Below are 24,050 nucleotides of genomic sequence, written 5' to 3'. Positions count from 1 at the left end.
ACTCCTTTGCAGTTTTCTGCCTTGACAGAATTCAGTTTGGCTTCAATCGTTGCCGCCATCCTTGCCTCGGACAAAGCGCTGGACGCTGGCGCCAAGGCGCAGGATCTTGTCCAGCGTGGCTGGAGACAGGCGCAGCATTTCGTCGGTCCAGATGCCCAGCGAATCCATGAGGCGCAGCGTCTCGTGCACGCGGTCCTGGGCATCGGGCGTTTCCTGCTCGAATTCGGGCTGGGCGATCAATTCGCGCAGCAGTGCGCTGGTGGGGTCGAACTCGCGCTGCTTGCGCTCTCGCACAATGGTGCGCAGCAGCTCCCAGACATCGGCCGAGGTCTCGAAATACTCGCGCCGGTCACCGCTCTTGCGGCTGCTGCGAATCAGGTTCCAGTTCAGCAGCTCCTTGAGGCTGTTGCTGACGTTGGAGCGTGCCGCGCCCAGGGTTTCGCAGATTTCGTCGGCATTGAGGGGACGGCCATGAAAGAACAGCAGTGCATGAATTTGTGCCACCGTGCGGTTCACGCCCCAGGCGTTGCCCATATCTCCCCAGTGATGCACAAAGCGTTCAGCGATAGGACTCAGTTGCATGAGATGAAGTGTGGTCTTGCTTGAAATTTCTGTCAATACAGAAATTTATATTCGTGCGAATGCCCGAGCGGGATCCGCAAGGTGTTCGTGCAGACTGTGCGCATAGGGGGGGCATGGCGGCAAGCAATTTTCTTGCAATGAAGAAATTTCGCATCGACCCGGTCGCTGCGTCGCTAATCGTAAAATAGCCGCATTACAGGGGCATGGAGCCCCGTCAGGGAAGGGAGAGTTCATGACCGCTGCATCCGTCCTGCGTGCCGCCTTGGTTCTGTCGGCCTGTGCTTGGGCCCAGGTCGCATCGGCTGCCTGCTATTTTGTCTATGCACCCAATAACGAGCTGATCTATCGCTCCAATGTGGCGCCGGTCGACCTGTCTCTGCCCCTGCATCAGACGGTGTCGCAGCTCTCCCCCGGAGCCCGCATGTTTTTCTCGCTCGACGAGTACAACTGTGCCACCGAGGTCAACCTGATCGCCGAGCGCGCCCAGATTGCTGCGGCGCGCAATAGCCGCGAGCGCAGGCTGCGTGAAGAGCAACGCTTCTGATTGCATAGCTGTCAGACAAGCTTCGGCGGCACATTGAGGCTTGATTTTGCCTTGCAGAGGGCCTACCGGCTGGGCGCGTGATATGGGCGTCCATGCAGTTTTTTGCCGTGGTCGGCTCTCGGGTATGGGGTGGCCTGAGACAATCGGGCACCATGAGTGAATCCCGCGACAACAAAATTCCCGAAAACCTGCCCGAAGTCCCGTCTGATGCCCCGGCGCTGCCCGAGGGCTGGCTGGAAGTGCTGTCCATGGACATGGATGCCCAGGGCGTAGCCCGCAAGCCCGACGGCAAGGTGGTCTTCATCGACGGCGCCCTGACCGGTGAAATCGTCAGCGCCAACACCCATCGCAAGAAGAACAACTGGGAAGCGGCCACGCTGACTGAAATCCACCGCGAGTCCTCGCAGCGTGTGACGCCCGGTTGCCCTAATTTCGGGCTGCATGCCGGCGCCTGCGGTGGCTGCAAGATGCAGCATCTGCATGTGGCGGCCCAGGTCGCCATCAAGCAGCGTGTACTGGAAGACAACCTCTGGCATCTGGCCAAGGTCAAGCCCGAGACGCTGCTGCGCCCCATCGAAGGCCCGGCCTGGGGCTATCGCTTTCGCTCGCGCCTGTCGGTGCGCTATGTGGCCAAGAAGGGCAAGGTGCTGGTGGGCTTCCACGAGCGCAAGAGCCGCTACATCGCGGACATGGAGGTCTGCAAGATTTTGCCGCCCCATGTGGATGCAATGCTCATGCCCATGCGCGCACTGATCGCCAGCATGGATGCGCGCGAAACCTGTCCTCAGATCGAAGTGGCTTGCGGCGACCATGTCACTGCCCTGGTGCTGCGTCATCTGGAGCCTCTGTCGGATGCCGACAAGCAGCGCCTGCGCGACTTTGCTGCCGAGCAGAACGTCCAGTGGTGGCTGCAGCCCAAGGGTCCGGATACCGTGCACCTGATGGAAGAAGGCGGTACACAGCTGTCCTATGGTCTGCCGGACTTCGGCATCATCATGCCGTTCAAGCCGACCGACTTCACCCAGGTCAATCCACATATCAACCGCGTGCTGGTCACGCGCTCGCTGCGCCTGCTGGATGCTAAAAAGGACGAGCGCGTCATCGACTGGTTCTGCGGTCTTGGCAACTTCACGCTGCCCATTGCCACCATGGCGCGCGAGGTACTGGGCATTGAAGGTTCGGAAACCCTGGTCAAGCGCTCGCACGAGAACTATGCGGCCAACAACGCCACCCGCAGCGAAGACGACAAGCTGGCTTCCACCAGCTTTGTGGCGCGCAATCTGTTCGAGATGACACCCGCCATGCTGATTGCTGACGGCAACTCCGACAAGTGGCTGGTCGATCCTCCGCGTGAAGGTGCGTTTGCCCTGTCCAAGGCACTGGCCGATATTCACCAGATCCGCATCGGTGCCAAGCAGACCGGCGTTGCCAGCGAAGAGCAGCCCGATTTGCTGCCTCCGCTGCCCGAGGGTCAGGAAAGCTGGCAGTTCCCCAAGCGCATTGTCTATGTGAGCTGCAACCCGGCCACGCTGGCGCGTGATGCAGGCTTGCTGGTGCACCAGGCCGGCTATCGCTGTGTGGCGGCGGGTGTGGTGAACATGTTCCCGCATACGGCGCATGTGGAGTCCATGGCCGTTTTCGAGCGGGCATAGCGAGCAAGCCCTGAACTGCGCCTGAGCGGCGCAGTTCAGCCGCCAAGCGACGTATCCAGAATCATCATCAGCACAAAGCCCAGCATGAGTCCTGTGGTGGCCCAGGCTTCATGGCCCTTGCGGTGGGATTCGGGAATGATTTCGTGGCTGATGACAAACAGCATGGCTCCGGCTGCAAAGCCCAGGCCCCAGGGCAGCAGCATGGTGGAGCTGCTGACCACGATGGCGCCGATCACGGCGCCCAGAGGCTCGACCAGCCCTGTCAGTGCACCCAGCACTACCGCAAAGCCTCGGGTATAGCCGGCAGCCAGCAAAGAGGCTGCGACCACGAAACCCTCGGGTACATCCTGTATGGCAATGCCCAGCGTGAGCGAGCTTGCGCGCAGCCCGTCGTTGGCTGCATAGCCCACGCCGATGGCCAGACCTTCGGGCAGGTTGTGAAGGGTGATGGCAATCACAAACAGCCAGGTGCGTCGCAGCTGGCGGGCATGGCTGCCTTCGCGGCCTTTGATGAAGTGCTCGTGCGGCAGCAGGCGGTCCATGGCCAGCAGAGCGGCACCGCCGAGCAAAATGGCGACGCCGATCATGGCGCCGCCCAGCCATTCGCTGCTCCCGCTCGGGGTGGCGGCCCTGGCGGCTTCCAGTCCGGGCAGAATCAATGAAAAGGCGCAAGCGGCCAGCATCACTCCTGCGCCAAAGCCAAATAGAGTGTCCTGCGTGCGCTCGGATGGATGTTGGGTCAGCAGCACAGGAAGAGCGCCCAGCGCCGTTGCCAGCGCCGCCACGCTGCCGCCCAGCAGTGCATTCAGTGCTGCGGGATTGCTCTGCAGCTGTTTCCAGAGCATGGATGCCAGCACCAGAGCGCCGGCCACAGAGATCAGCAGCCCGAGTCTGGTCCTGAGCGGCAGAGGGGTATGGCTGGAAGAGGCGGTCTGCAGTCCGTCCGGGCCCATGGTTCAGCTCCTGACAGCCTGGGTGGCGGTAGCGAAGCGGCGCGCCACTTCGTTCCAGTCCACCACGTTGTAGAAAGCGGCGATGTATTCGGGACGGCGGTTCTGGTATTTCAGGTAATAGGCGTGTTCCCAGACATCCAGGGTCAGGATTGGTGTGTTGCCGCTGCCAATGCCAGGCATCAGAGGGCTGTCCTGATTGGCGCTGCTCTCCACATGCAGCTTGCCGCTGTGGTCCACGCTGAGCCAGGCCCAGCCGCTGCCGAAGCGACTGATGGCGGCCTTGGTGAACTCGGTCTTGAAGTTCTCGAAGCTGCCCAGGTCCCTGTCAATGGCTGCCGCAAGAGCGCCCTGCGGCAGGCCGCCCCCTTTGGGAGACATGACTTGCCAGAACAAGCTGTGATTGGCATGGCCGCCGCCATTGTTGCGCACGGCCTGGCGCAGCGGCTGAGGCAGCGATTCGATCTTGACGAGCAGATCGTTCAGCGGCCATTGCGCGTACTCGCTGCCTTCGAGTGCCGCGTTGAGGTTGTTGACGTAGGTCTGGTGGTGCCTGGAGTAGTGAATCTCCATGGTTTGCGCATCGATATGCGGCTCCAGCGCTGCGTAGTCGTAGGCCAGTGGGGGCAGGGTGTAGCTCATGAGTAAAAGCCTTGGCGGTGAGAGAAGGGAGTCAGTGCATTGATGAATGCGCGGACTCGAAGCTGGCAAGGCGAGAGTGCCTGTTGCTGGCAAGGTGGACGGGTGCTGGGGCGCAGATGCCGCAGGCGCTATGGGGCCGTGCTGCCGCGTGCTCAGCCTGCGCGGCCAGGAGCTGCGGCAGATGACGATATATCGCCAGACTCAGGGACTGGCTGGTGGAGTCCTGCTGCAGCAATGGCATCAGGGCCTGTTGCGCCTCATGCAGGCATTCAAATGCGGCGCCCGCCCGGTCCGCTTCGACGAGGGCATCTGCCAGATTCAGGTGGGCAACGACATAAGCGGCGATACGGTCATCGTCGGCAATATCGCCGGACTCCGCGACCAGCAACTGCAAGCCTAGCTGTTGTGCATGTCTATAGTGTTCAAGTGCGGAGAGATGGCGATGCTCCAGCGTTGCGGCCAGTGCTGTGCGGGTCTGCTGCTTCCAGGCAGACAGCAAATCTGCAGCCCAGGTTTTTCCTGTGCCATGGCTCATGGAGCACCCTCGATGCAGGCTTGGGCAGCAACGACCTTTCCGTTCTCTCCCGATGGGTGAATGCGAACCACCCGCAAGGCGGTCGGCTGATCCACCAGCAGGCAGGTCTTGCCGGTGCGCTTGCAGTGATCCTTCACGCGCCAGTAGGCTCCATCGCTGATGCAACCTGTCTGGCAAATTACCAGGTCGGCGGCGTGCAGACTGTCTTCCAGTAGCTGCTGCTCGGACAAGGCCTGGGTGTCGGTATCCTCAACCAAAGGCCAGTCGATGCCGGACACTGTCTGTTCAGCTGTGGGTTGAGGTGTTTCCCGCAGCAGATCCAGTGCCATCGCCTGGGCCAGGGCGTGGCGCTGCTCACGCTCCCAGGCAAGAGCGCTGTCGCGGACAATGACCTTGGCCCTGAGCTGTACGAGCTGCTGCCGGAGTGCTTCGACTTCCCGTGCCAGCGACTGCATCTGTGCCGTGCAGCGGGTCTGCACTTCCGTATAGGTCAGCATGAGGGCCTCATGCTCAAGGCGTATTTGGTTGAAGTCATCATCTGGCACGGCAGTCTTGTCCCCATGGTTGAGAGCACAACAGAACTTGTCGCTGGGATGCGCGTATGTGCGGCTAAGAATGGAATCAATAGTCAATGAATATAAATGAGAATTGTTTGTATTCAAAGTCCATAAAGGAAATATGACATCCGAGGTGCTTGGCGTGAGAGATGTCGAACATGAAAAAAGCCGTAGCAGTGTTGCTACGGCCTGTGGGGGCGTTGGCTGGCACTGGCCCGGAACTCATGATCCGGGCCTGGCACAAGCGATTTCAGCTGCGGTTGCGACTGGCGCTGTTTTCGGGCTCCGCAGTGCTGCGTTTTTCGGCTGCGCTCTGACCCAGTACGGAAGGTACGCCTTCGATCTTGTTGGAGCGCATGTATTCATCCATGTCCTTCCAGCCCGCAAACACAAGCGCCTTGGGCGCCTTGGGGTTGAGGACGTAGCAATCCTCCAGCCCGCGCATGGCATGCCGACAGGCACCACCAATGGCCTTGGCTTCGGACTCGCGCGCCACGGTGCGTGGGTCTGGACCCAGGCCCGGAATGTCTTCAATCTTGCAGCCTGCCAGTACCAGAGGCAGCAGGGCAATGGCAAGTGCGCGGGGAAGGTGGTTTGGCTTCATCTTGTCTGCTTATCGGCAGCGGCAGTCGGAAATTTAGGCAATGACTGAAATATCCATCAATGCGATGACCGCGCTTGACGTCAAGGTTACCGGAAACAAAAAGGAGTGCGCAAGGCACTCCTTTTTGCTTGGGTGGTGGCGAGGTTTAGTCGCGGTCGCCGCCCATGATACCCAGCAGGGCCAGCAGGCTCTGGAACACGTTGAACAGGTCCAGATACAGGGCCAGGGTGGCACTGATGTAGTTGGTTTCGCCGCCGTCGATGATCTGCTTGAGGTCATACAGCATGTAGGCGGAGAAGATACCGATGGCCAGCATGGAGATGGCCATCATGCCTGCCGTGGAACCCACGAAGACATTGATGATGGCGCCTACCATCAGCACCAGAGCACCCACGAACAGGAACTTACCCATGCCCGACAGGTCGCGCTTGATCACGGTGGCCAGCATGGCCATCACGAAGAACACACCAGCGGTGCCGGCAAAGGCGGTCATGATCAGCTGGGTGCCGTTGGAGAAGCCCAGAATCATGCCGATCAGGCGCGATAGCATCAGGCCCATGAAGAAGGTGAAGGCCAGCAGCACGGGCACGCCAGCGGCGCTGTGCTTGGTCTTTTCGATCGCGAACATGAAGCCGAAGGCGCCGACCATGAACACGATCAGGCCCACGCCGCCCGTCAGCGCGCGAGTCATGCCAGTGGCTACGCCCAGCCAAGCGCCCAGCACGGTGGGGATCAGGCTGAGTGCCAGCAGCCAGTAGGTATTGCGCAAGACACGGTTGCGCTCTTGCTGCGAGACACCGTAGCCCGCAGAGCCCAGTGTGGTGACTTGTTCGTTCATGTAGCCATTCCTCCTTCAGGAATTGTGTGTTGAAACATTGTCATTCTAGGTGGGGGTCTTGAGAAGCCTTTGCAATACCCCGTTGCAATGCGGCAGTTTTAGGATGGAATGTTTTTCACATCGCATCTACTTTTGCCTGCAAAGTACAGAATATGCTTGCTGCATTGACAATCCAACGGAGCTTTTTATCTTATGAAGACCAAGCACGAACTCGAACTGGCCGATGTGAAAGCCATCGCTGCGGCTGCCGAAGCTGAAGCACTGAAGAACAACTGGCCCGTGACGATCTCCATCGTGGACGACGGCGGCCATCTGCTGCTGTTGCAGCGTATGGATGGTGCTGCTCCCATCTCTTCGCATATCGCCCCCGCCAAGGCACGCTCTGCAGCCGTGGGCCGCAAGGACACCAAGGCTTTTGAAGACATGATCAACAATGGCCGTACCGCTTTCCTGAGCGCTCCGTTTGTGGACGGTCTGCTCGAAGGTGGCGTGGCCATCGTCAAGGACGGTCAGGTGCTGGGCGCTGTGGGTGTCTCGGGTGTGAAGGCCAACGAAGACGCACAGGTTGCCAAGGCCGGCATCGCAGCCCTGGGCCTGTAATGGCTTGATTTCTGCCGCTGCAGCGGCAGAGTCCAAAACAAAACCCCTGCCGCTTGATGCGCGCAGGGGTTTTGTTTTGGCGGGTTGCGAATGAGGAAAAAACGCGTGGCTATGTGAAGCGTAAGCACAAGAGAGGGCAGGTGCTCTACAACGACTATGGCTGGCGAATCGACACTTGCAGTGTCGCCCCACGATGAAACGGTTTATTTGGTCAGAATGAGCTTGCCCAGCTTGGTGGCCTGCAGGCGATAAGGAGTGCCGTTGTGCAGGATGGTGACTGCCTTCTGGCCGTTGAGCAGCAGGGCGCTGTCCAGGCCCAGGCTGGAGCCGGAAGCGGCTGAGGGGGTTGCAGCAGCCATGGAGGGGGTGCTACGGTTGTTGGGCTGTGAGGTCGCAACAAGCGGTGCAGACATGCCGTGATTCCTTAAGATCAAAAACTGGTGTAATGATAACAATTCTCAATTGAAAAGCAAGTGATACTTAATCTCATTCGCAAAAAACTGCCATTTATTTTTAATGTGGAATCTGTCCCGCCGCATCTGAAGACTTGTGCCTGCGGTCCATCAGCAGTTTGTGCCTGTGCCGGGCGGCTTGAGTGCTGTTTTGATGCAGGTTCCACAATAAAAAAACGGCCCCTGAGGGCCGTTTTTTGCAAGCATGGGCTTATTTGGATGGGTCGGTCACAAAGCCTATTTTCTTGACGCCAGCGCGCTGGGCGGCGGCCATGGCCTGGGCCACGCGCTCGTAGCGCACTTCCTTGTCGCCGCGGATATGCAGGTCGGGCTGCGGCTCCTTGGCGGCCTCGGTCTGAAGATTGGTCTCCAGTTGCTCGTCACCGATTTCCTGGCCGTTCCAGGAATATTTACCGTCGGCCGTGATGCCCAGCTGCACGGTGGCAGGCTTGGTGTCCTCGGGTTGGTTGGTGGCGCGGGGCAGGTCCACGTTGACCGAGTGTTTCATCACGGGCACGGTGATGATGAAGATGATGAGCAGAACCAGCATGACGTCCACCAGAGGCGTCATATTGATCTCGTTCATCACATCATCGCTGTCCCCATCGTCCATGGTTCCGAATGACATGGCTTAGGCGCCTTTCTTCAGGGGCAGCACATTGCCAGAGACCTGGCCGTCCACGGAAACGCGGGCACCGGTCACGAAGTAGGCGTGCACGTCGTGGGCGAAGCTGTTGAGGGCGTTCAAAATGCCCTTGTTGCCACGTACCAGAGCGTTATAGCCCAGCACGGCGGGGATGGCGACGGCCAGACCCAGAGCGGTCATGATCAGCGCTTCGCCGATGGGGCCGGCCACCTTGTCGATGGATGACTGGCCGGACATGCCGATGGCCACCAGAGCGTGGTAGATGCCCCAGACGGTGCCGAACAGGCCGATGAAGGGGGCGGTCGAGCCCACGGAGGCCAGAATGGCCAGGCCGGATTGCAGGCGGGCCGTGAATTCGTTGATGCCATTGCGCAGGCAGCGGGTCACCCAGTCGCTGATGTCCAGCGTGTCATGCAGGTGGACGCTGGTCTTGCGGTGGTGGGCGGAGGCTTCACGGCCTTCGAGCACCATGAAGCGGAAGGGGTTCTGCTTGTCGTCACCCAGCTTTTCCAGGCCGGTGGCCAGATCGGGGCTGTGCCAGAAGTCCTGTGCCTGGGTGGCGAACTTCTTGAATTTCACAATATCCAGCGCCTTGAGAATGATGACCAGCCAAGAGGCCACCGACATGACCAGCAAGATGATGGCCACGCCTTTGGTCACGAAGTCGCCCTGTGTCCAGACGTGGGCAATGCCGAATTGGGATTCCATGGGTACTCCTGAGAACTGCAGATTTATTTGAGAACAAAGTTGATGGGCACGATGTGCCACATGGGTTCGGCCACGCCGTTGCGCTTGCCGGGGACAAACTTCCACTGGCGCACGGTGTTGACGGCGGCGTCATCCAGGCGTTCAAAGCCGCTGGACTGCTTGATTTCGATTTTCTCGGGCTGGCCCTGCTCGTTGATATAGACGCGCAGCAGCACCTTGCCTTGTTCCCCCATGCGCTTGCTGACCGAAGGATAAGCGGGAGCGGGGTTGTTCAGATAGGCCGCATTGCTCGATGGCTGCTCGATCTTGGGCGGAGCCGGTGGTGCGGGAGGCGCAGGCGGAGCCGGAGGTGCCGGGGGCGCGGGTGGCGCCGGTGGTGTCTTGTCCGGTTTGCTGTCGCTGTCCTCCAATGCCCCCTGAGGTGCAGCCGGTGCCGGTGTCGGGTCCTTGATGGCCTTGGGCAGCGGAGTCTTCTTGACCTCGGGCTTGGGCTGCGGTTTGGTCTCGGGCTTGGGCGCTGGCGCCGGAGGCTTGGGTGGAGGGGGAGGGGCCGGCGGGGCAGGTTCGGCAGCCGGCGGTGCCACAAACTGGGCAATCACGCTGGCGGGAATCACTATCTCTGGCGGCTTTTGCTGTGCCAGGCCATGCTGCATGGCCCACAGGGCGGCAGCGTGCACGACAACCACAGCACCAGCAACTGCCATATTGCGGCTCGGGCCGCTGGCAGGTGCAAATCGATCAGACTGGGACATAAGAACGAGAATAGCAACCAGCGCAGGCTGGGATCAGAAAGGAAAAGCGCTGGTCAACCGGCAATAGCAGGCACAGGAAGCAGGGCACGCAGACAGGATCGCATCATTCACGCAGGATCCACCAGGTGCATACCATCACGAGAATCAGACTGCCAAAGACGGCTGAGAGGACGGAGAGGTGGGCCATGCTTTGCTTTCCAGAATGTTGGTGGCAAGCTGAACCGTCTGCACCGACGCGCAGGATTGCGCTTCGTTGTGGATGGCCGCGATCGGATGGCTTGCACTGCACTGGGCGACGACATCGCGTGCGCAGCCTTCGCAGCGCCCGCATTGTGTGGCAACACCCAATTCAAACTGGATTTCGTCAAAGCTCATCCCCGCATGCGCGTGGCGTGCTATTTCTCGGTCAGAAACCCGGCGGCATACACAGACGATCATGGCTACAGGCAGTTGTTGCTGGCTATTGATGTAATAGGCGGAGTATAAATGAGAATCCATCGCATTTGCAACGCATGCCGCAAAATTACGCACAATCAGCAAGTGGTTAAAAGCCGGGGAGAGATCTGATCGAGGCTGGCGCAGCCGGTCTGGGCCATGGCCAGCTCCAGCTCGGCGCGCAATAGATGCAGCATATGTGCCACCCCCAGCATACCGGCCGCCGCCAGGGCATGCATTTGCGGTCGGCCCAGCAGCACGGCGCTGGCACCCAGGGCGATGGCCTTGAGCACATCGGTGCCCTGGCGCACGCCGCCGTCCATCAGCAGCGGAATATGGGCAGGCGTGGCCGCGCGAATGGCAGGCAGCACTTCGAGGGCGGAGACGGCGGTGTCCAGCACTCGCCCGCCATGGTTGGAGACCACGATGGCATCGGCCCCCAGCTCCACGGCTTGCGCGGCGGCGCGGGCCGAGAGCAGGCCTTTTACGATCAGCGGCAACCGGGTTTGCTGACGCAGCCAGACCAGGTCGTCCCAGGTGGGCGCGCCTCGGGCCAGCTCGCTGCCGAACAGAATGTGCTCGCTCATCAGATCGCCGGTCTGCCGTTGCTGGGGAATGCCACGCAGATTGACGGCCTCCACGCCTGGCGGCAGCGGGTAGCTGGAGCGCTTGATATGGGCGTCCACCGTCCAGACCAGCGCCTGATAACCGGCATCTTCGGCGCGGCGAATCAGCTGCAGCGTGTGCTCGCGCGTTGGCTGCTGGTAAAGCTGGAACCACAGCGGGCCGCTGCGCCCCAGCTCCTGCGCTGCAGCTTGCGCGGCCTGGGCGATTTCTTCGAGCGTGCAACTGGATAGAGTGCTGACCACCATGCCGGTGCGCATGGCCATGGCCGCGCGCGCCGTGGCGAGCTCGCCTTCGGGATGCGCCAGCTGTTGATAGGCAACTGGTGCCAGCAGCAACGGCCAGTCCAGACTCTGGCCCAGCAGGCTTTGCCGCGTATGCGCGGAGGACAAATCGGCGAGCGGCTCAGGACAGAGACGGATGCGGTCGAAGGCCTGGCGGTTGTGGGCCAGAGTCAGACCCTGGTCCGCACCGCTTTCCAGGTGGGCCCAGGCCTGAGCCTCCATATGCTCGCGGGCCAGCCGGGCGTAGTCCGCCAGGGAGCCTATCTGCGCGGAAATCTGCGTCAGTGGCGGTTTGACGGGCTGGCCAGCGACATTCAAAGGTTCAACAGTCATAAATCAAGCCGGTTGGATGGGGGCGAGGCAGCAAAGCAGGTGCGGTGTAGGGGGAGACAGCCGGCGAGGGCTACCCGGCAGCGCAGGCTGTCGTCTCCCGGGGGGCTAGCTTTCAGACCACATGCGCAAGAGATTGTGATAGGTACCCGAGAGGGCGGCGATGCGCGGATGCTCGGGCTGCTCTTGCGTGAGTTGCTGAATGCTCTGGTCCAGATCAAACAGCAGACGGCGCTGCTCTGCCGACTTGACCAGGCTGTGCGTCCAGAAGAACGAGGCATAGCGTGTGCCGCGCGTCACGGGGTTGACTCGGTGCAAGCTGGTGCCGGGGTAGACGATGGCATCGCCGGCCGCGAGCTTCACGCTTTGCTGGCCGAAAGTGTCTTCCACCATCAGCTCGCCGCCTTCGTATTCGTCGGGGTCGCTGAAGAACACCGTGGTGGAGACATCGGTTCTGACCTTGATGGCCGTGCCCGGAATGGTGAAGAAGGCGTTGTCGATATGGTTGCCATAAGTGCCTCCACCCTCATAGCGATTGAAGCGCGGCGGCAGGACCTTGAGCGGCAGGGCTGCCGACATGAACAGCGGGTTGCGGCCCAGCCGGTCCAGGATCAGATCGCCTATCTGCTGGCCGGTCTTGCTGTCCAGCGGCAGTTGCAGATTGCTCTTGACCTGAGCGGCCACGTGGCCGGCCGTGGTCTTTCCGTCCTGCCAGCTGGCGGCTTCCAGCGCCTGACGGCAGTGGCGTACTTCATCGGGAATGAGCAGGCTGGGGATGCGTAGCAACATGGCAGGAGTGAGGCGATATCTATCTGTTGATGATCCGGGTTACATCATTAACCATAGCTGGTAGCGCTTGATGACTATAGATTTCAATGACTTATTGGCTTGAAAACATTTGTGGACAGGCGCTATAAGCTATGGTTTTGATGGCAAAGATCAGGCTTTGCGAGCGGCAATGCGCTTGACCCGCCAAGTGTGCATGTAAAAAGCCCCGCTGGCATCAGAGGCCTGCGGGGCTTTGGGGCATGGTTTGCAGCCAGGCTGCGCCAGATCAAGCGCAGGCAGGACTGCCATTGCTTCTGTCAGTACATGAATTAGTACGTGAACTTGAGCGAGGCCACGGCCGAGCGGCCAGCGCCCATATTGGCGTAATGAGGCGAGCGCACGCCGGTGTAGTACACCTTGTTGCCCAGGTTGTAGACGTTCAGCTGGAAGCTCAGGTTCTTGTCGATCTGGTAGGCCATCATCGCGTCGTAACGGGCATAGCCGGAAGCGCCCTTGGTCACGATGCCCCCCTTGCCTTGAATGTAGCTGGCAGCAACGTCGCTCTGAGCATAGATACCCAGGCCCAAGGTCAGCTTGGCCATGGGCTTGTAGCTGGTCCACAGGCTGAAGCTGTGCTTGGGCGTGTTGTAGAAGGGCAGGCCATTGCGAACATCGTCCTTGCCCATGTTCTTGAATTCGCTATCCATAAAGGTATAGCCGCCGAACACGCTCAGATTGGACAGGATCTGGCCGGTAAAGCCCAGTTCGATGCCATTGACTTCCTTGTTGCCGCCCATGTACGTGCCGGTTGCATCGCTGATGCGCACATTGGTCACTTCATTGCGGAAGACTGCGGCAGTCAGGTTCAGCTTTTTGTCCAGCAGGTCCCACTTGGTGCCCAGCTCGATGGACTTGGTCTTTTCCGGCTTCAGGCTGATCAGCGCATCGGTGGTCGTGGTCAGGTCCTCGCTGCCGTTGCCCAGAGTCGAGCCACCGGGGCGCGAAGAGGTGCCGATGTTGGCGTAGATGCTGCCATTGGATGCGGGCTTGTAGACCACACCCAGCTGGTAGTTGAACATCGTATCGCTGCGGCTCAGGTCATACGCCGGGTAGGCGCTGGCGCCACGGCCGCCGGCGGGGCCGGAAGCGTTGAGCTTGTAGTGGTCCACGCGCAGACCTGCATTCACCAGCCATTGCTCGTTGAGCTTCAGAGTATCAAAGCCGTAAACAGCAATGGTGTCGATTTTGTTGACGGTGGATTGCGTTGGGAGAGTCAAGGGGACATTCCAGGCTGCATTGGCGCCGCTGGGGTTGCTCAAGGTGGTGCACCAGGGGTCGGACACCGAGGTGCACACGCCGGTGCCGCTCTGGATGGCGCCCGAGCTGCCGTCAGCCTTTTCCTTGGACAGTTCCAGACCGAAGGCATAGCTGTGGCCGATGGAGCCGGTCTGCTCCTTGCCGGTAAATTCGGTGACGTTCTGCAGCGTGGTGGTGTCATAGACACGGTAGTTGCCACGGCGCCAGACATAGCCATTGAGGGCATTGCCCTTGGAGTCGTCGGGCTGGGTCCAGATATAGTCCTGCTTGGTCTTGCTATAGCGCAGGCTGTTGCGGATCTTGTTGGTGTCGGTGAACTTGTGGGTGACCGAAGCGGTGAACAGATCGCTCTTTTCCTTCTCGTAGTCACGGTTGTTCAGGCCGTACCAGTTGTCGCGGCTGTTGCCGTAAGTGGGGCGAATCTTGGAGCCGCCGGGCAGTTGCGTTGCGTTGGTTGAACCGGCTGCGTTGACACCATTGCTATACAGATAAGGCACGCCGCCGTCGGGGGTGTTGTCGGTCTGCAGATGCTGCCAGGACAGCGTCACTTCGGTGGCTGTGCCCATGCCGAAGGTCACGGTGGGGGCAATGCCCCAGCGCTTGTTGTCAGGACCGTTGCGGCCGGGAACGTCGGCACTGTGGCCCATGGCGTTCAGGCGAATGCCGGTGGTCTCGTTGATCTTGCGGTTGATGTCCAGCGTGCCGCGCAGATAGTTGTCGGTGCCCAGGCCCACGTCGCCGGAGATGAAGTTCTCGTTCTTGGCCTTCTTGGTGGAGATATTGATGGAGCCACCAGCGCCGCCACGACCGGCATAGGCCGAGTCGGCGCCCTTGATGACTTCCACGGCTTCGACGTTGAACAGCTCGCGGGTGCCGGAGGCGATGTCACGCATGCCGTCCACAAAGGTGCTGGACTGGGCGTCCATGCCGCGGATGAAAGGCTGGTCGCCGGTGGGGTTGCCGCCTTCGCCGTTGCCGAAGGTGATGCCGGGGGTGGAGCGCAGGGCATCTTGCAGGCTGGTGGCGCCGGTCTGCTTGATGATCTCTTCATTGATGACCTGAACGGTCTTGGGCGTGTCCAGCAAAGGGGCGGTGAACTTGCCTTGAGGGCTGGCTTCGGTTTTGAAGCTGGCGTCGGCAGAGGCTTCCACATTCACGGTGGACAAGGTGGTTTCCTGCTGAGCCATCGCGCTGGCGCCAATCAGGCACAGGCCTGCGGCAATCACGATTTGCTTGAGCTCGCAGCGCAAGCCGTTGGAGTCGGTCGGGGTCAGATGGTTGTTGGACATGCTTTTGATGAAGAGTCGATTTTTGAAAAAGCGTGCGGATTCTAGGTGATATTGATAATAATTCTCGATACCATTCAATAATGGAGCCCGATAATCTACGTTTTGTTGCAGTACGGCAACAGACAGGCTGCCTGGATAGACGGTGCGTGTCCTGCTGATCTATGCAGTTACGAGTTTTCGGGGTGGCGTAAACGCCCTGGCCTTGGGGGGCGCTTTGTTTACGTCAAGTAAAGTAAATAAAAGTGAGATGCATTTAGAATTTGCACAACTAGAATGCCGCCTTGCTGCGCAAGCAAGGCTTGGCCTTGTGGCGCTATGTCCCAAAGGTCGGCTCGGCCCGGCCCGGCGGCAACGCAATCCCAGAAAGTTCTGAATGACCGCGGCTTCCTCCAACGCCCCGCAGCGGGCGTACTGGCTCAAAAAATTACATGAGTGGCACTGGATCAGCTCCGCCATCTGCCTGATCGGCATGCTGCTGTTTGCAGTGACGGGATTCACCTTGAATCACGCCGGGCAGATCGAGTCCAAGCCCAAGGTCGAATCGCGTGATGCGCAACTGCCCCCGGATCTGCTCGAAAAACTGCAGCAAGCCCAGAAGCAGGGCGTGGAAGCGGCGGACAAGAATGTCGTGGGCTTGCCTGCCGAGGTGGATGGCTGGCTGGCTCAGCAGATCAAGGTCAGTGCCAAGGGGTTTGCCGTGGAGTGGAGCGAAGACGAGGCCTATGTGCCCATGCCGCGCCCGGGCGGCGATGCCTGGCTGCGTGTGGACCTGAAGGAGGGCTCGGTCGAGTACGAGAAAACCGACCGGGGCTGGATCTCCTACCTCAACGACTTGCACAAGGGGCGCAATACGGGCGGAGCCTGGAGCCTGTTCATAGACGTCTTTGCGATTGGCTGCCTGGTGTTCTGCATCACGGGTCTGCTGATCCTGAAGATGCATGCGCAGCGCCGCCCCATGACCTGGCCCATGGTGGGCCTGGGTCTGGTGCTGCCCGCCTTGCTGGTGTTGCTGCTCGTGCATTGAGCCCAAGAATTTTGTGAAGGAAGAAAAATGGCGAAGCGGATTTTCAAGACCACGGTGGCGCTGAGCGCCGTGGTGGGCCTGCCGGCAATCGCGGGCGGGATGAATGTGGCTGTGACCGTGCCCCAGTTGCAGGTGGCCGAATACCACAAGCCCTATGTCGCCGTGTGGCTGGAAAAGGCCGACGGCGGTGTGGCTGCCAATCTGTCCGTCTGGTATGACGTGAAGATGAAGAATGCCGAGGGTACCAAGTGGCTCAAGGACATGCGCCAGTGGTGGCGTCGTACCGGCCGTGAGCTGAGCTTTCCCATCGATGGTGTGACCCAGCCGACCAAGCCCGTGGGCACCCATGCGCTGTCTTTTGCCGAAGGCAAGAACCCGCTGCCCCAGTTGGCTCCCGGCCAGTACAAGCTGATGGTGGAAGCTGCGCGTGAAGTCGGTGGCCGCGAACTGGTGTCCATTCCCTTCGAGTGGCCCGTCAAGCAGGCCACCAGCCTGAGCGCCAATGGCAGCACCGAGCTGGGCGCGATCAAGCTGGAATTGAAGCCTTGATCACCCCCTGAGGCGCTCCGCGCCTTCCTCCCTCTCTGCTTCGCGGAGGGGCAACACCTTCGCTGCGAGGCGGCTCTTGCTCGGTGTTCCTGGCTTGGGCCTCGCCTCATTTTCGGATTTGTCATCCTTTCTGTTTTCAAGGACCTGATATGAAGTTCCAAACTCGTGCCATCGTCGCTGCAACTCTGGCTCTGGCTGCCCTGGGCGCCCAGGCGCATGATCTGTGGTTCAAGCCTTCCAGCACCGTGCTGTCCAAGTCCGACTGGGTGACGGTGGATGCGGCCGTGTCCAACGATGTGTTCTTCTTCAACCACCGTCCGCTGGGTCTGGAAGCCGTCAAGGTGACCGCACCCGATGGTGCAGCCGTGGAAATGAAGAATGTCGCCAAGGGCGAGTTGCGCAGCATGTTCGACTTCAAGCCAGAAAAGACCGGTACCTACCGCGTCACCATGCTGATGACCGGCGTGATGGGTGGCTACAAGGATGCCAACGGCCAGCCCAAGCGCCTGCGCGGTTCGGTGGAAGAAGTGCTCAAGCAGATTCCTGCCGATGCCAAGGAAGTGCGCGTGACCGAGAATCTGCGCCGCATGGAAACCTTTGTGTCTCTGGGCAAGCCCTCGGCGCTGGCGCTGACCGGCAAGGGTCTGGAGCTCAAGCCCGTGACTCACCCCAATGATCTGGTGGCCAGCGAAGAAGCGACTTTCGAATTCCATCTTGACGGCAAGCCCGCTGCGGATCTGGAGCTGGAGCTGGTGGCCGACGGTATTCGCTATCGCGACGGTGTGGACGCCATGAAGCTCAAGACCGATGCCAAGGGTCAGGTCAAGATCAAGTTCCCCCGTGCAGGTCTGTTCTGGCTGAATGCCGATGCCACGGACAAGAAGACCAGCATTGCCAAGGCAACGGAGCGCCGCCTGGGCTATATCGCGACTCTGGAAGTCCTGCCTTAAGCGTTAGCGCTTGATGGACTGAATACGCGCGCCCGCTACGGGCGCGTCGTTGTTTTCGCTGCTGTTTTCTTCATTGTCTGGATGCCCATGCCCACCCCCCCCCGCGTACGCTTTGACGCCAGTCTCTGGCAACTGCCCTCGTCGGCGGCACAGAGTCAGGCTCGCCCCCGGACGCCGGCGCTTGACTTTGGCGTGCAGCGCTGGAGACCTGCAAGCCTGCAGCACCAGCAGGACGGGCGCATTCACCGCCTGTCCGGCCAGACCATGGGCACGCACTGGTCGCTGCGCCTGGCCAACCCGGATTACCTGCCCACGGAGCCGGTGCAGGCCCTGCTGGAGCAGGTTTTTGAGGATGTCATTGCCCAGATGAGCAACTGGGAGGCGGATTCGCTGATCACCCGGTTCAATCGTTCAAGACCCGGTGAAACGCATGTAGTGCCGGCGGAGTTCGCCCATGTTCTGGAAGCGGCCTTGCATTGGGCAAGGCTTTCAGGCGCGGCGATGGACCCCGGCATGGGAGCGCTGGTTTCGCTATGGGGGTTCGGGCCGCGTCAGAACCCGCTGCAGCCGCATTCAGGGCAGGCACCGGCCGGCGAGGAGATCGAGCGCTTGCTGAAGACCAGCGGCCATGGCCATCTGCGCTGGAATGCACAGACCCGGCAGTTGCAGCAGAGCGGTGGTCTGGAGCTGGATTTTTGCGGCATTGCCAAGGGCTTTGCCGTGGATTGGGCGGTGCAAAAGCTGCAGGCGGCTGGCTGGGCTGCAGGCATGTTCGAAATCGGCGGTGAGCTGCGCAGCTGGGGGGAGCGCCCTGATGGGCGGCCCTGGCAGGTGCAACTGGGCACGGGCGGTTCTGTCGAGGCCGAGTCGCTGGTCGTGGCCTGCAGGGAGGGTGGATTTGCCACCTCGGGCGATTTCTGGCATCAGTTCACGCAGGCTGGCAGGCGCTATTCGCACACGCTGGATCCGCGCACGGGCTGGCCGGTGACGCATGATCTGGCCAGCGTGACCGTGTTCCATGAGGAATGCATGCACGCCGATGCGCTGGCCACCGTGCTCACGGTGCTGGGTCCGCAGCAAGGCATGGACTTTGCCCGTCAACATGAGATTGCGGCTGTGCTCACATCGCATCTCGCCTCCGGTGGCAATGAGGCCTGCAGACAGGTGCTCAAGACACCGGCCTGGATCAACCAATTTGAGGCATGACAGTGGAATGGATTTTGACGCCCGAGCGCATCTATGGGGCTATGGGGTTGGTGGCCGCCTACGCAGGCATGTGCTGGGGTATTGGCACCAAGGTACGCAAGCAGCGCCTGGCCGATGAGGCCGAGAGCAAGGCCTCGCAGGGCGATGCTGCTGCGCCTGCCGTCCTGGTCGCCTATGCCAGCCAGACGGGGCAGGCCGAAGCTCTGGCACGCGCCACGGGCAAGATGCTGGTCGATGGTGGTCTGCAGGTGCGTCTGCTGCCCGTCGAGAAGCTGACGACCGAGCTGCTGCAGCAATATGCACACAGCCTGTGGCTGCTGTCCACCACGGGCGAGGGCGATGCGCCCGATCATGCGCTGGGCTTTGTGCAGCAGCTCATGGCCACTCAGCCTGCGCTGACCCGGCACCAAAGCCTGGTGCTGGCGCTGGGTGATCGTGAATACCAGGAGTTCTGTGCGTTTGGTGTGGAGGTGCACGAATGGTTGCAGACCTGCGGCGCGCGCAGCGATCTGGTCTGCGTGGACAATATGGATGCCTCGAGCTTGCAGAGCTGGCAGACCCAGGTCGCTCAGATGCGACAGGACTTGCTGGGCGAGTCTGCGCCCGCCCAGGAACCGGATTCGGACTGGTTGCAGGCGCCGGTCAGCATACCCTTTGTGCTTGGTCGGCGGCGTTTGCTCAATCCCGGCAGCCAGGGCGGGGCGCTATACCTGCTGGAGTGGACGCCGCAGTCCGGCGAGCTGCCGCACTGGGAGTCGGGCGATCTGGTGTCTCTGTGCGTGCCCGCCGACCCTGAGCGCGCGCGCGACTACTCGATCGCCTCGATCACGGCCGACGGCAGCCTGCAACTGCTGGTGCGCGAGAGCACGCGCGCCGATGGTTCGCCGGGCCTTGCGTCGCACTGGTTGTGCTGCGGCATGGCCGAGGGAGATGTGCTGCCGTTGACCTTGCGCGAGCACCGAGGCTTCAGACTCGGTGACAACGCCGGGCGACCGCTGATTCTGATCGGCAATGGCTCGGGCCTGGCGGGCCTTCTCAGCCATATCAAGGCGCGTGTGCAGCAGGAGCTAAGTGATCAATGGCTGTTGTTCGGAGAGCGCAGTCCACAGCATGACGCGCTATTTGCCGATCAATTGGGCGCATGGTTCAGGCAGGGCCGACTGGCACGGCTGGATCAGGCCTGGTCGCGCAACGGCAAGGATTCGCGCTATGTGCAGGATTTGCTGCGCAGCCATGCAGAGGAAGTCCGGCAATGGGTGGAGTGTGGTGCGGCCATCTATGTTTGCGGCAGCCTGAACGGCATGGGTCAAGGCGTGCATCTGACGCTGCAGGCCATTCTGGGCGAGGCCAAGGTGACCGAGCTGTTGGGCTCGGGCCGCTACCGACGCGATGTGTACTGAGCACGTCCGGGCGGGGGATGGCAGCAGGCCCTGTCACCGTCTTGGAGCAGGGCTGCACCGCATCCTATAGGTGCCGCACCGCTCGGACATCGGGCAGGACGGATCAGAGGGCGTCTTCACCCGATCGATGTGGCCGATCCTGGAGGGCCTGCTTGCGGTCTTCGGCGGACATGGCATGTGCCGCAGACAGCAGTTCTGCGGATCGTATGAGGTGCTGCCTTCCATCCGCATTGCAGCTGCGATACCCGTGAAGGAGGCGGAGTTCATCGTCTGACAGAGCCTCTGCAGGGTGAACTGCCGGTGTGCGGTGTCCTGCCAGCACATACAACAGGTCCACTCCGTGTGCGCTCAGCGCGGTCATCTGAAAGCCATCCGGCGCTGTCTTGCCGGATTCCCAGGAAAAAAGAGTTTGCTTCGTAGTGCCAGCAAGTGCAGCGAAGGCCGGCTGGCTCATGCCCAGCCGGTTTCTTTCTTCGCGCAGCCGTTCCCCTAGGGTCATAAAAACTTGTCCAAGGTGTATTGCATGGGAAAGAAATCTTTCCCATAATTCGCCAAAAGCACGACGACGTGCTTCAACCTAAATAATTAGGCGAAAGGCTACCAGATGCATCCCGAGCAAATCAAAGCGGCGCTGCGCATGAAAGGCATTTCCCCCACGGCATTGGCGTCCGAAATGCGCGTGGCCAACAGCAGCGTGTCGCAAGTCATCAGCGGTCGTGCGGTATCGGCCCGCATTCGACAGCGCATTGCAGAAATCACAGGCATGCCCGTCGACATGCTCTGGCCGCCTGTCAACGAGCGCCATGCACTGCACAGCACACGCCCAGAAGGAGCGGACGCGCGTATCGCAAGGGGGGCGCCATGAGTCGCACGGCGTGCCGCAATCACACGGCCCTGCGCGGCAGGAGAGGCGTTCAATGAGCTTTGGAATTGCAGCACTGATTTTCTTGGCCGGTCTCCTCTGCGGATGTCTCATGGGCATTGCCGGCGTCGTGACGGCTTTGGACGGTTACTGAGGGACAGCGCTCAAGCTTGTGGACCTCCCATGGCCGGGGCTGCCGGGGAGGCGTTCGCCGCACCGAGACCCGAACGTGCGCACGCGTCTCCATGCTTGTGGAGCCCATGTCCTGGCTGCCCGGCAGCTGCAGTCTTGCAGGAATGTGCGGTTCAGGGTGCAAGCATGGCGGGGCACGATGGCGGAGATAGCCCGGGGTCAGCTTCGTGAGGGCCGCGCGGTTGTCGGAAAGACCTGCCGGCCGGTTCCGTCCTGACCAGCGTTCGCGGCCGTGATTCCGTCGGCGTCGAGACCGAGGCATGCACGCATGCATTGCTGCGGTAAAGCCGTCCCAGTCGCGTCGGCCTGTACGCGACACTTGCCTCAGAAATACAAAAAGCTGGCTCGGGCCAGCTTTTTTGTGGTCAGCGCAAGCGCAGTGCTTACTTGACGTGCTTGCCGATCAGACCGGCCATCTCGAACATGGAGACTTGGGGCTTGCCGAAGACTTCCTTGAGCTTGGCGTCGGCGTTGATCATGCGCTTGTTGGCAGCGTCTTGCAGGTTGTTGGCCTTGATGTAGACCCACAGCTTGCTGATGATTTCAGTACGGGGCAGGGGATCCTTGCCAACCACGGCAGCCAGAGCGGCGCTGGGGGTCAGAGGTTTCATGAAGGCAGCGTTGGGAGTGCGCTTCTTAGCGGCGGGAGCTGCTGCCGGTGCTGCAGCGGGTGCCTTCTTTGCAGTTGCCATATTGCTTATTCCTAATTGGGTAGTGGACTTATCACCAGCGAAATACAGCTGCAATCCACTGGCTGAGTCTGATGCTAATGGCAAAAAATCGCTCTTCCAAGCTAGTGGGCTGTTTTTTTGCCTCGATTTGTTGCTCTCAGGCCCTTTAGTGTCCGTTTTCACGGGTTTTTCCCCGAGAGTGTTGTGAAAAAGTTGCTCTCTGTGTGTGTCCGCTGGTGCTTGTGCTATGTCAGGTGCTCAGGGCAAGATGCGGGAGACTTGGTTCTGTGGAGATTTTCATGAGCGATTCCTCGGCTTCTCTTGGCTTCAGCACCTGCGATTTGTGCGATGCGCATATCAGCGATGACAGCAGCGACTTTCGTGTGCTGCCGCCCGTGTTCCACAGCTATGGCGGGAATGTCGGCTTTATGGGGGAGGTCAGCACCGTGCAGTGTCTGGACGACAACAGCCTGGTGCGAGCGGCGCTGGCCGAGCCGGGAGGTGGTCGTGTGCTGGTGGTCGATGGCGGCGGTTCGCTGCGCCGCGCTCTGGTGGGGGGGAATGTGGCGACATCGGCGGCCCAGAACGGCTGGGCCGGGGTGCTTGTCTATGGTTGCGTGCGCGACGTGGGCGAGTTGAAATCGACGTCCGTGGGTCTGTATGCGCTGGCGCTCAACCCCATGCCTACCGTCAAGCAAGGCCAGGGGCTGCGCGATGTCTATGTGCAGATCGCCGGCCTGTGGATTCGCCCGGGCGACTGGCTGTATGCCGACGCCGACGGCATTGTGCTGAGCCGCCGCAATCTGCTTTCCTGATTGAAATCGACGGCGCCTAGCGCCTGATCTGCAATGAACCGGGCCAGGTTGCAATCACCACGCTGGTCAGTGCTATGCCGAAGGCCAGCAATTGCATGCTGCCGATGCGCTCGCCCAGGGCCAGCATGCCCACCACAGCGGCGCTGATGGGTAGCAGCACGGTAAAAATGCCGGCCCGTGATGCGGGCACGGCGCGCAATCCCGTCATCCACAGCCACACCGTCCAGACGCAGGCGGCCAGGGCGTAAAACAGCAACAGACCCCACGCGGGCACCGAAACCCGGGAGAAATCAAACTGCCAGGCCAGATAGAGCCCGGCGGGTGTGGAAAGCACAAACCCCCAGAGATTGATCAGCGCCGTAATGCGCTTGGGGCTTACGCTGGCGGTGAGCTTTTTGCCGATCACGGCATATGCGGCCTCGCACAGCACGGCGGCAATCAGCAGCAACTGGCCCAGGCCTTGCTGAGGATGTGCGGCAAGGCTGCTGCTTTCGGTCTTGCTCAAGGCATTCAGCCCTATGCCGGCCACTGCGAAAGCAATGGCTGTCCATGTACGTGCGCCAACGGCTTCGCGCAGAAAAAGCCAGCTCATGATGGCGACTGCGGCAGGAATTGCGGCCATGGTGACGCCCGCCGTGACCGCGCTGGTCAAGGCCACGCCGCTGATCATGCAGAGCGTGAAAAGGAAATTGCCGAAGAAGGATTCAAAAAACAGCAGCCACTTGGTCTGTCTGGTCAGAGTTGTCTCGTGCGCCGGTGGCCTGAGCCAGCCCAGCATGGCCACGGCACCGATGCCAAAGCGCAGCCAAGCCAGCAGCATGACCGGAAAGATGGCAGCCAGAGGCTTGGACAAGGCCACATAGCTTCCTACCAAAGACATGCTGAGCGCCAGGCAGAGATAGGCGATGGGGCGGCTGGGCGTGTGCATGGCGAAATGAATTTCAATGACAAGAGAAGGGGATGCAAAGCAGTGTGGCAGGGCTGTTGCATGCATTTGACCCAGGGGAGGGAACTGTTGTTTTTTGGTTCTCGCCGCCTTGGGCGCCATGTCTTTGTCGTGTCACCTGTTTTTGTTCAAGTGGCTTGGCCTGTTTTCGTGCCGGGTAATCGGCAGATCAAGACAGGCACCGGGACTTTTTTCGTACTGCGTTTAAAGGATGCCGACTCCGAAGGCCATGCTTCCGCAAATTTTTCATGAAGCAAGAATTCAATTTCTTATTATGAAAAATTGAAATGTTGCGCTGCCGCAAAATTTCTCAATACGAGAAATGC

At 60.7% G+C, this 24,050-nt stretch carries 29 protein-coding genes; 12 read left to right on the top strand and 17 right to left on the bottom strand.

Features of this window, described 5'->3' with window-relative positions; all coding sequences use genetic code 11:
• Positions 1-42: 42 nt before the first annotated feature.
• Positions 43-582: a GbsR/MarR family transcriptional regulator gene (locus tag ACWGXF_RS20215; RefSeq protein ID WP_012838998.1), complete on the bottom strand. Its 540-nt coding sequence runs from the start codon at positions 580-582 to the stop codon at positions 43-45.
• A 232-nt stretch (positions 583-814) separates the two neighbouring features.
• Between ACWGXF_RS20215 and ACWGXF_RS20210 the strand changes: the two genes are divergently transcribed.
• Positions 815-1,126: a hypothetical protein gene (locus tag ACWGXF_RS20210; protein ID WP_202789220.1), complete on the top strand. Its 312-nt coding sequence runs from the start codon at positions 815-817 to the stop codon at positions 1,124-1,126.
• A gap of 152 nt (positions 1,127-1,278) precedes the next feature.
• A complete protein-coding gene (gene rlmD, locus ACWGXF_RS20205; protein WP_039051244.1) occupies positions 1,279-2,778 on the top strand; it encodes a 23S rRNA (uracil(1939)-C(5))-methyltransferase RlmD in 1,500 nt (499 codons plus the stop codon).
• Positions 2,779-2,813: 35 nt separating this feature from the next.
• Here rlmD and ACWGXF_RS20200 read toward each other — a convergent pair whose 3' ends face one another.
• Both ACWGXF_RS20200 and ACWGXF_RS20195 read right to left on the bottom strand, forming a co-directional pair.
• Positions 2,814-3,731: a ZIP family metal transporter gene (locus ACWGXF_RS20200; RefSeq protein ID WP_003064130.1), complete on the bottom strand. Its 918-nt coding sequence runs from the start codon at positions 3,729-3,731 to the stop codon at positions 2,814-2,816.
• A 3-nt stretch (positions 3,732-3,734) separates the two neighbouring features.
• A complete protein-coding gene (locus ACWGXF_RS20195) occupies positions 3,735-4,370 on the bottom strand; it encodes a superoxide dismutase (protein WP_012838994.1) in 636 nt (211 codons plus the stop codon).
• Positions 4,371-4,416: 46 nt separating this feature from the next.
• Here ACWGXF_RS20195 and ACWGXF_RS20190 point away from each other — a divergent pair, with 46 nt between their 5' ends.
• Positions 4,417-4,770: a hypothetical protein gene (locus ACWGXF_RS20190; protein WP_167332964.1), complete on the top strand. Its 354-nt coding sequence runs from the start codon at positions 4,417-4,419 to the stop codon at positions 4,768-4,770.
• A gap of 131 nt (positions 4,771-4,901) precedes the next feature.
• On the opposite strand, the gene ACWGXF_RS20185 is transcribed toward ACWGXF_RS20190, so the two are convergent.
• The 3 genes from ACWGXF_RS20185 to ACWGXF_RS20175 form a co-directional block, all read right to left on the bottom strand.
• Positions 4,902-5,402, bottom strand: coding sequence for a DUF2325 domain-containing protein (locus ACWGXF_RS20185; RefSeq protein ID WP_012838992.1), 501 nt, complete (start codon positions 5,400-5,402; stop codon positions 4,902-4,904).
• 310 nt (positions 5,403-5,712) lie between these two features.
• Positions 5,713-6,066, bottom strand: coding sequence for a hypothetical protein (locus tag ACWGXF_RS20180; protein WP_003064119.1), 354 nt, complete (start codon positions 6,064-6,066; stop codon positions 5,713-5,715).
• A 145-nt stretch (positions 6,067-6,211) separates the two neighbouring features.
• On the bottom strand, positions 6,212-6,904 hold the full coding sequence (locus ACWGXF_RS20175; RefSeq protein ID WP_003053535.1) for a Bax inhibitor-1/YccA family protein: 693 nt from the start codon (positions 6,902-6,904) through the stop codon (positions 6,212-6,214).
• 192 nt (positions 6,905-7,096) lie between these two features.
• Here ACWGXF_RS20175 and ACWGXF_RS20170 point away from each other — a divergent pair, with 192 nt between their 5' ends.
• Positions 7,097-7,504, top strand: a complete 408-nt coding sequence (locus tag ACWGXF_RS20170; protein WP_003053536.1) for a GlcG/HbpS family heme-binding protein — start codon at positions 7,097-7,099, stop codon at positions 7,502-7,504.
• A 203-nt stretch (positions 7,505-7,707) separates the two neighbouring features.
• Here the strand turns inward: ACWGXF_RS20170 and hemP are convergent, their stop codons facing one another.
• From hemP to ACWGXF_RS20130, 8 genes are all read right to left on the bottom strand, one after another.
• On the bottom strand, positions 7,708-7,917 hold the full coding sequence (gene hemP / locus ACWGXF_RS20165; RefSeq protein ID WP_003069932.1) for a hemin uptake protein HemP: 210 nt from the start codon (positions 7,915-7,917) through the stop codon (positions 7,708-7,710).
• Between the two features lie 250 nt (positions 7,918-8,167).
• Positions 8,168-8,584, bottom strand: coding sequence for an ExbD/TolR family protein (locus ACWGXF_RS20160; protein WP_039051230.1), 417 nt, complete (start codon positions 8,582-8,584; stop codon positions 8,168-8,170).
• Positions 8,585-8,587: 3 nt separating this feature from the next.
• The gene (locus ACWGXF_RS20155; RefSeq protein ID WP_003069935.1) at positions 8,588-9,310 is read right to left on the bottom strand and encodes a MotA/TolQ/ExbB proton channel family protein; all 723 of its coding nucleotides are present in this window, start codon (positions 9,308-9,310) and stop codon (positions 8,588-8,590) included.
• Between the two features lie 23 nt (positions 9,311-9,333).
• On the bottom strand, positions 9,334-10,062 hold the full coding sequence (locus ACWGXF_RS20150) for an energy transducer TonB (protein WP_012838990.1): 729 nt from the start codon (positions 10,060-10,062) through the stop codon (positions 9,334-9,336).
• 144 nt (positions 10,063-10,206) lie between these two features.
• Positions 10,207-10,500: a (2Fe-2S)-binding protein gene (locus ACWGXF_RS20145; protein WP_034358951.1), complete on the bottom strand. Its 294-nt coding sequence runs from the start codon at positions 10,498-10,500 to the stop codon at positions 10,207-10,209.
• A gap of 95 nt (positions 10,501-10,595) precedes the next feature.
• Entirely contained in the window at positions 10,596-11,723 is a 1,128-nt protein-coding gene (locus ACWGXF_RS20140; protein ID WP_452102405.1) for an alpha-hydroxy acid oxidase, read from the bottom strand.
• A 120-nt stretch (positions 11,724-11,843) separates the two neighbouring features.
• The gene (locus ACWGXF_RS20135) at positions 11,844-12,524 is read right to left on the bottom strand and encodes a Fe2+-dependent dioxygenase (protein WP_256630887.1); all 681 of its coding nucleotides are present in this window, start codon (positions 12,522-12,524) and stop codon (positions 11,844-11,846) included.
• A 308-nt stretch (positions 12,525-12,832) separates the two neighbouring features.
• Entirely contained in the window at positions 12,833-15,109 is a 2,277-nt protein-coding gene (locus ACWGXF_RS20130; protein ID WP_256630886.1) for a TonB-dependent receptor, read from the bottom strand.
• 373 nt (positions 15,110-15,482) lie between these two features.
• On the opposite strand from ACWGXF_RS20130, the gene ACWGXF_RS20125 reads away from it, so the two are divergent.
• The 5 genes from ACWGXF_RS20125 (at position 15,483) to ACWGXF_RS20105 (ending at position 20,238) form a co-directional block, all read left to right on the top strand.
• On the top strand, positions 15,483-16,133 hold the full coding sequence (locus ACWGXF_RS20125) for a PepSY-associated TM helix domain-containing protein (RefSeq protein ID WP_039051232.1): 651 nt from the start codon (positions 15,483-15,485) through the stop codon (positions 16,131-16,133).
• 27 nt (positions 16,134-16,160) lie between these two features.
• A complete protein-coding gene (locus ACWGXF_RS20120; RefSeq protein ID WP_012838986.1) occupies positions 16,161-16,682 on the top strand; it encodes a DUF2271 domain-containing protein in 522 nt (173 codons plus the stop codon).
• Positions 16,683-16,831: 149 nt separating this feature from the next.
• Positions 16,832-17,632 carry a DUF4198 domain-containing protein gene (locus ACWGXF_RS20115; RefSeq protein ID WP_003069955.1) on the top strand — a complete coding sequence of 267 codons (801 nt, stop codon included), beginning with the start codon at positions 16,832-16,834 and terminating at the stop codon, positions 17,630-17,632.
• Between the two features lie 87 nt (positions 17,633-17,719).
• Positions 17,720-18,838, top strand: a complete 1,119-nt coding sequence (locus ACWGXF_RS20110; protein ID WP_232096806.1) for an FAD:protein FMN transferase — start codon at positions 17,720-17,722, stop codon at positions 18,836-18,838.
• A complete protein-coding gene (locus ACWGXF_RS20105) occupies positions 18,835-20,238 on the top strand; it encodes a sulfite reductase subunit alpha (RefSeq protein WP_452102403.1) in 1,404 nt (467 codons plus the stop codon). Before ACWGXF_RS20110 ends, ACWGXF_RS20105 begins: the two co-directional genes overlap by 4 nt.
• 103 nt (positions 20,239-20,341) lie before the next feature.
• On the opposite strand, the gene ACWGXF_RS20100 is transcribed toward ACWGXF_RS20105, so the two are convergent.
• Positions 20,342-20,737 (bottom strand): helix-turn-helix domain-containing protein, encoded by a 396-nt coding sequence (locus ACWGXF_RS20100; RefSeq protein WP_012838983.1) that lies wholly within the window; start codon positions 20,735-20,737, stop codon positions 20,342-20,344.
• 105 nt (positions 20,738-20,842) lie between these two features.
• On the opposite strand from ACWGXF_RS20100, the gene ACWGXF_RS20095 reads away from it, so the two are divergent.
• Positions 20,843-21,103 carry a helix-turn-helix domain-containing protein gene (locus ACWGXF_RS20095; RefSeq protein WP_012838982.1) on the top strand — a complete coding sequence of 87 codons (261 nt, stop codon included), beginning with the start codon at positions 20,843-20,845 and terminating at the stop codon, positions 21,101-21,103.
• 572 nt (positions 21,104-21,675) lie between these two features.
• Here ACWGXF_RS20095 and ACWGXF_RS20090 read toward each other — a convergent pair.
• Complete coding sequence (locus ACWGXF_RS20090; protein ID WP_003053560.1) at positions 21,676-21,984, bottom strand: SWIB/MDM2 domain-containing protein; 309 nt, start codon at positions 21,982-21,984, stop codon at positions 21,676-21,678.
• A gap of 278 nt (positions 21,985-22,262) precedes the next feature.
• Here ACWGXF_RS20090 and rraA point away from each other — a divergent pair, with 278 nt between their 5' ends.
• Positions 22,263-22,778: a ribonuclease E activity regulator RraA gene (gene rraA, locus ACWGXF_RS20085; RefSeq protein WP_256630884.1), complete on the top strand. Its 516-nt coding sequence runs from the start codon at positions 22,263-22,265 to the stop codon at positions 22,776-22,778.
• A gap of 16 nt (positions 22,779-22,794) precedes the next feature.
• Here rraA and ACWGXF_RS20080 read toward each other — a convergent pair whose 3' ends face one another.
• Positions 22,795-23,706, bottom strand: coding sequence for a DMT family transporter (locus tag ACWGXF_RS20080; protein WP_280008579.1), 912 nt, complete (start codon positions 23,704-23,706; stop codon positions 22,795-22,797).
• A gap of 6 nt (positions 23,707-23,712) precedes the next feature.
• Between ACWGXF_RS20080 and ACWGXF_RS20075 the strand changes: the two genes are divergently transcribed.
• Positions 23,713-23,976, top strand: coding sequence for a hypothetical protein (locus ACWGXF_RS20075; RefSeq protein WP_256630882.1), 264 nt, complete (start codon positions 23,713-23,715; stop codon positions 23,974-23,976).
• Positions 23,977-24,050 lie beyond the last annotated feature (74 nt).

The sequence above is a fragment of the Comamonas sp. HJ-2 genome (assembly GCF_053615495.1).
The sequence above is the reverse complement of the archived record's forward strand: the minus strand, read 5'-3'. Positions and strand labels throughout refer to the sequence as shown.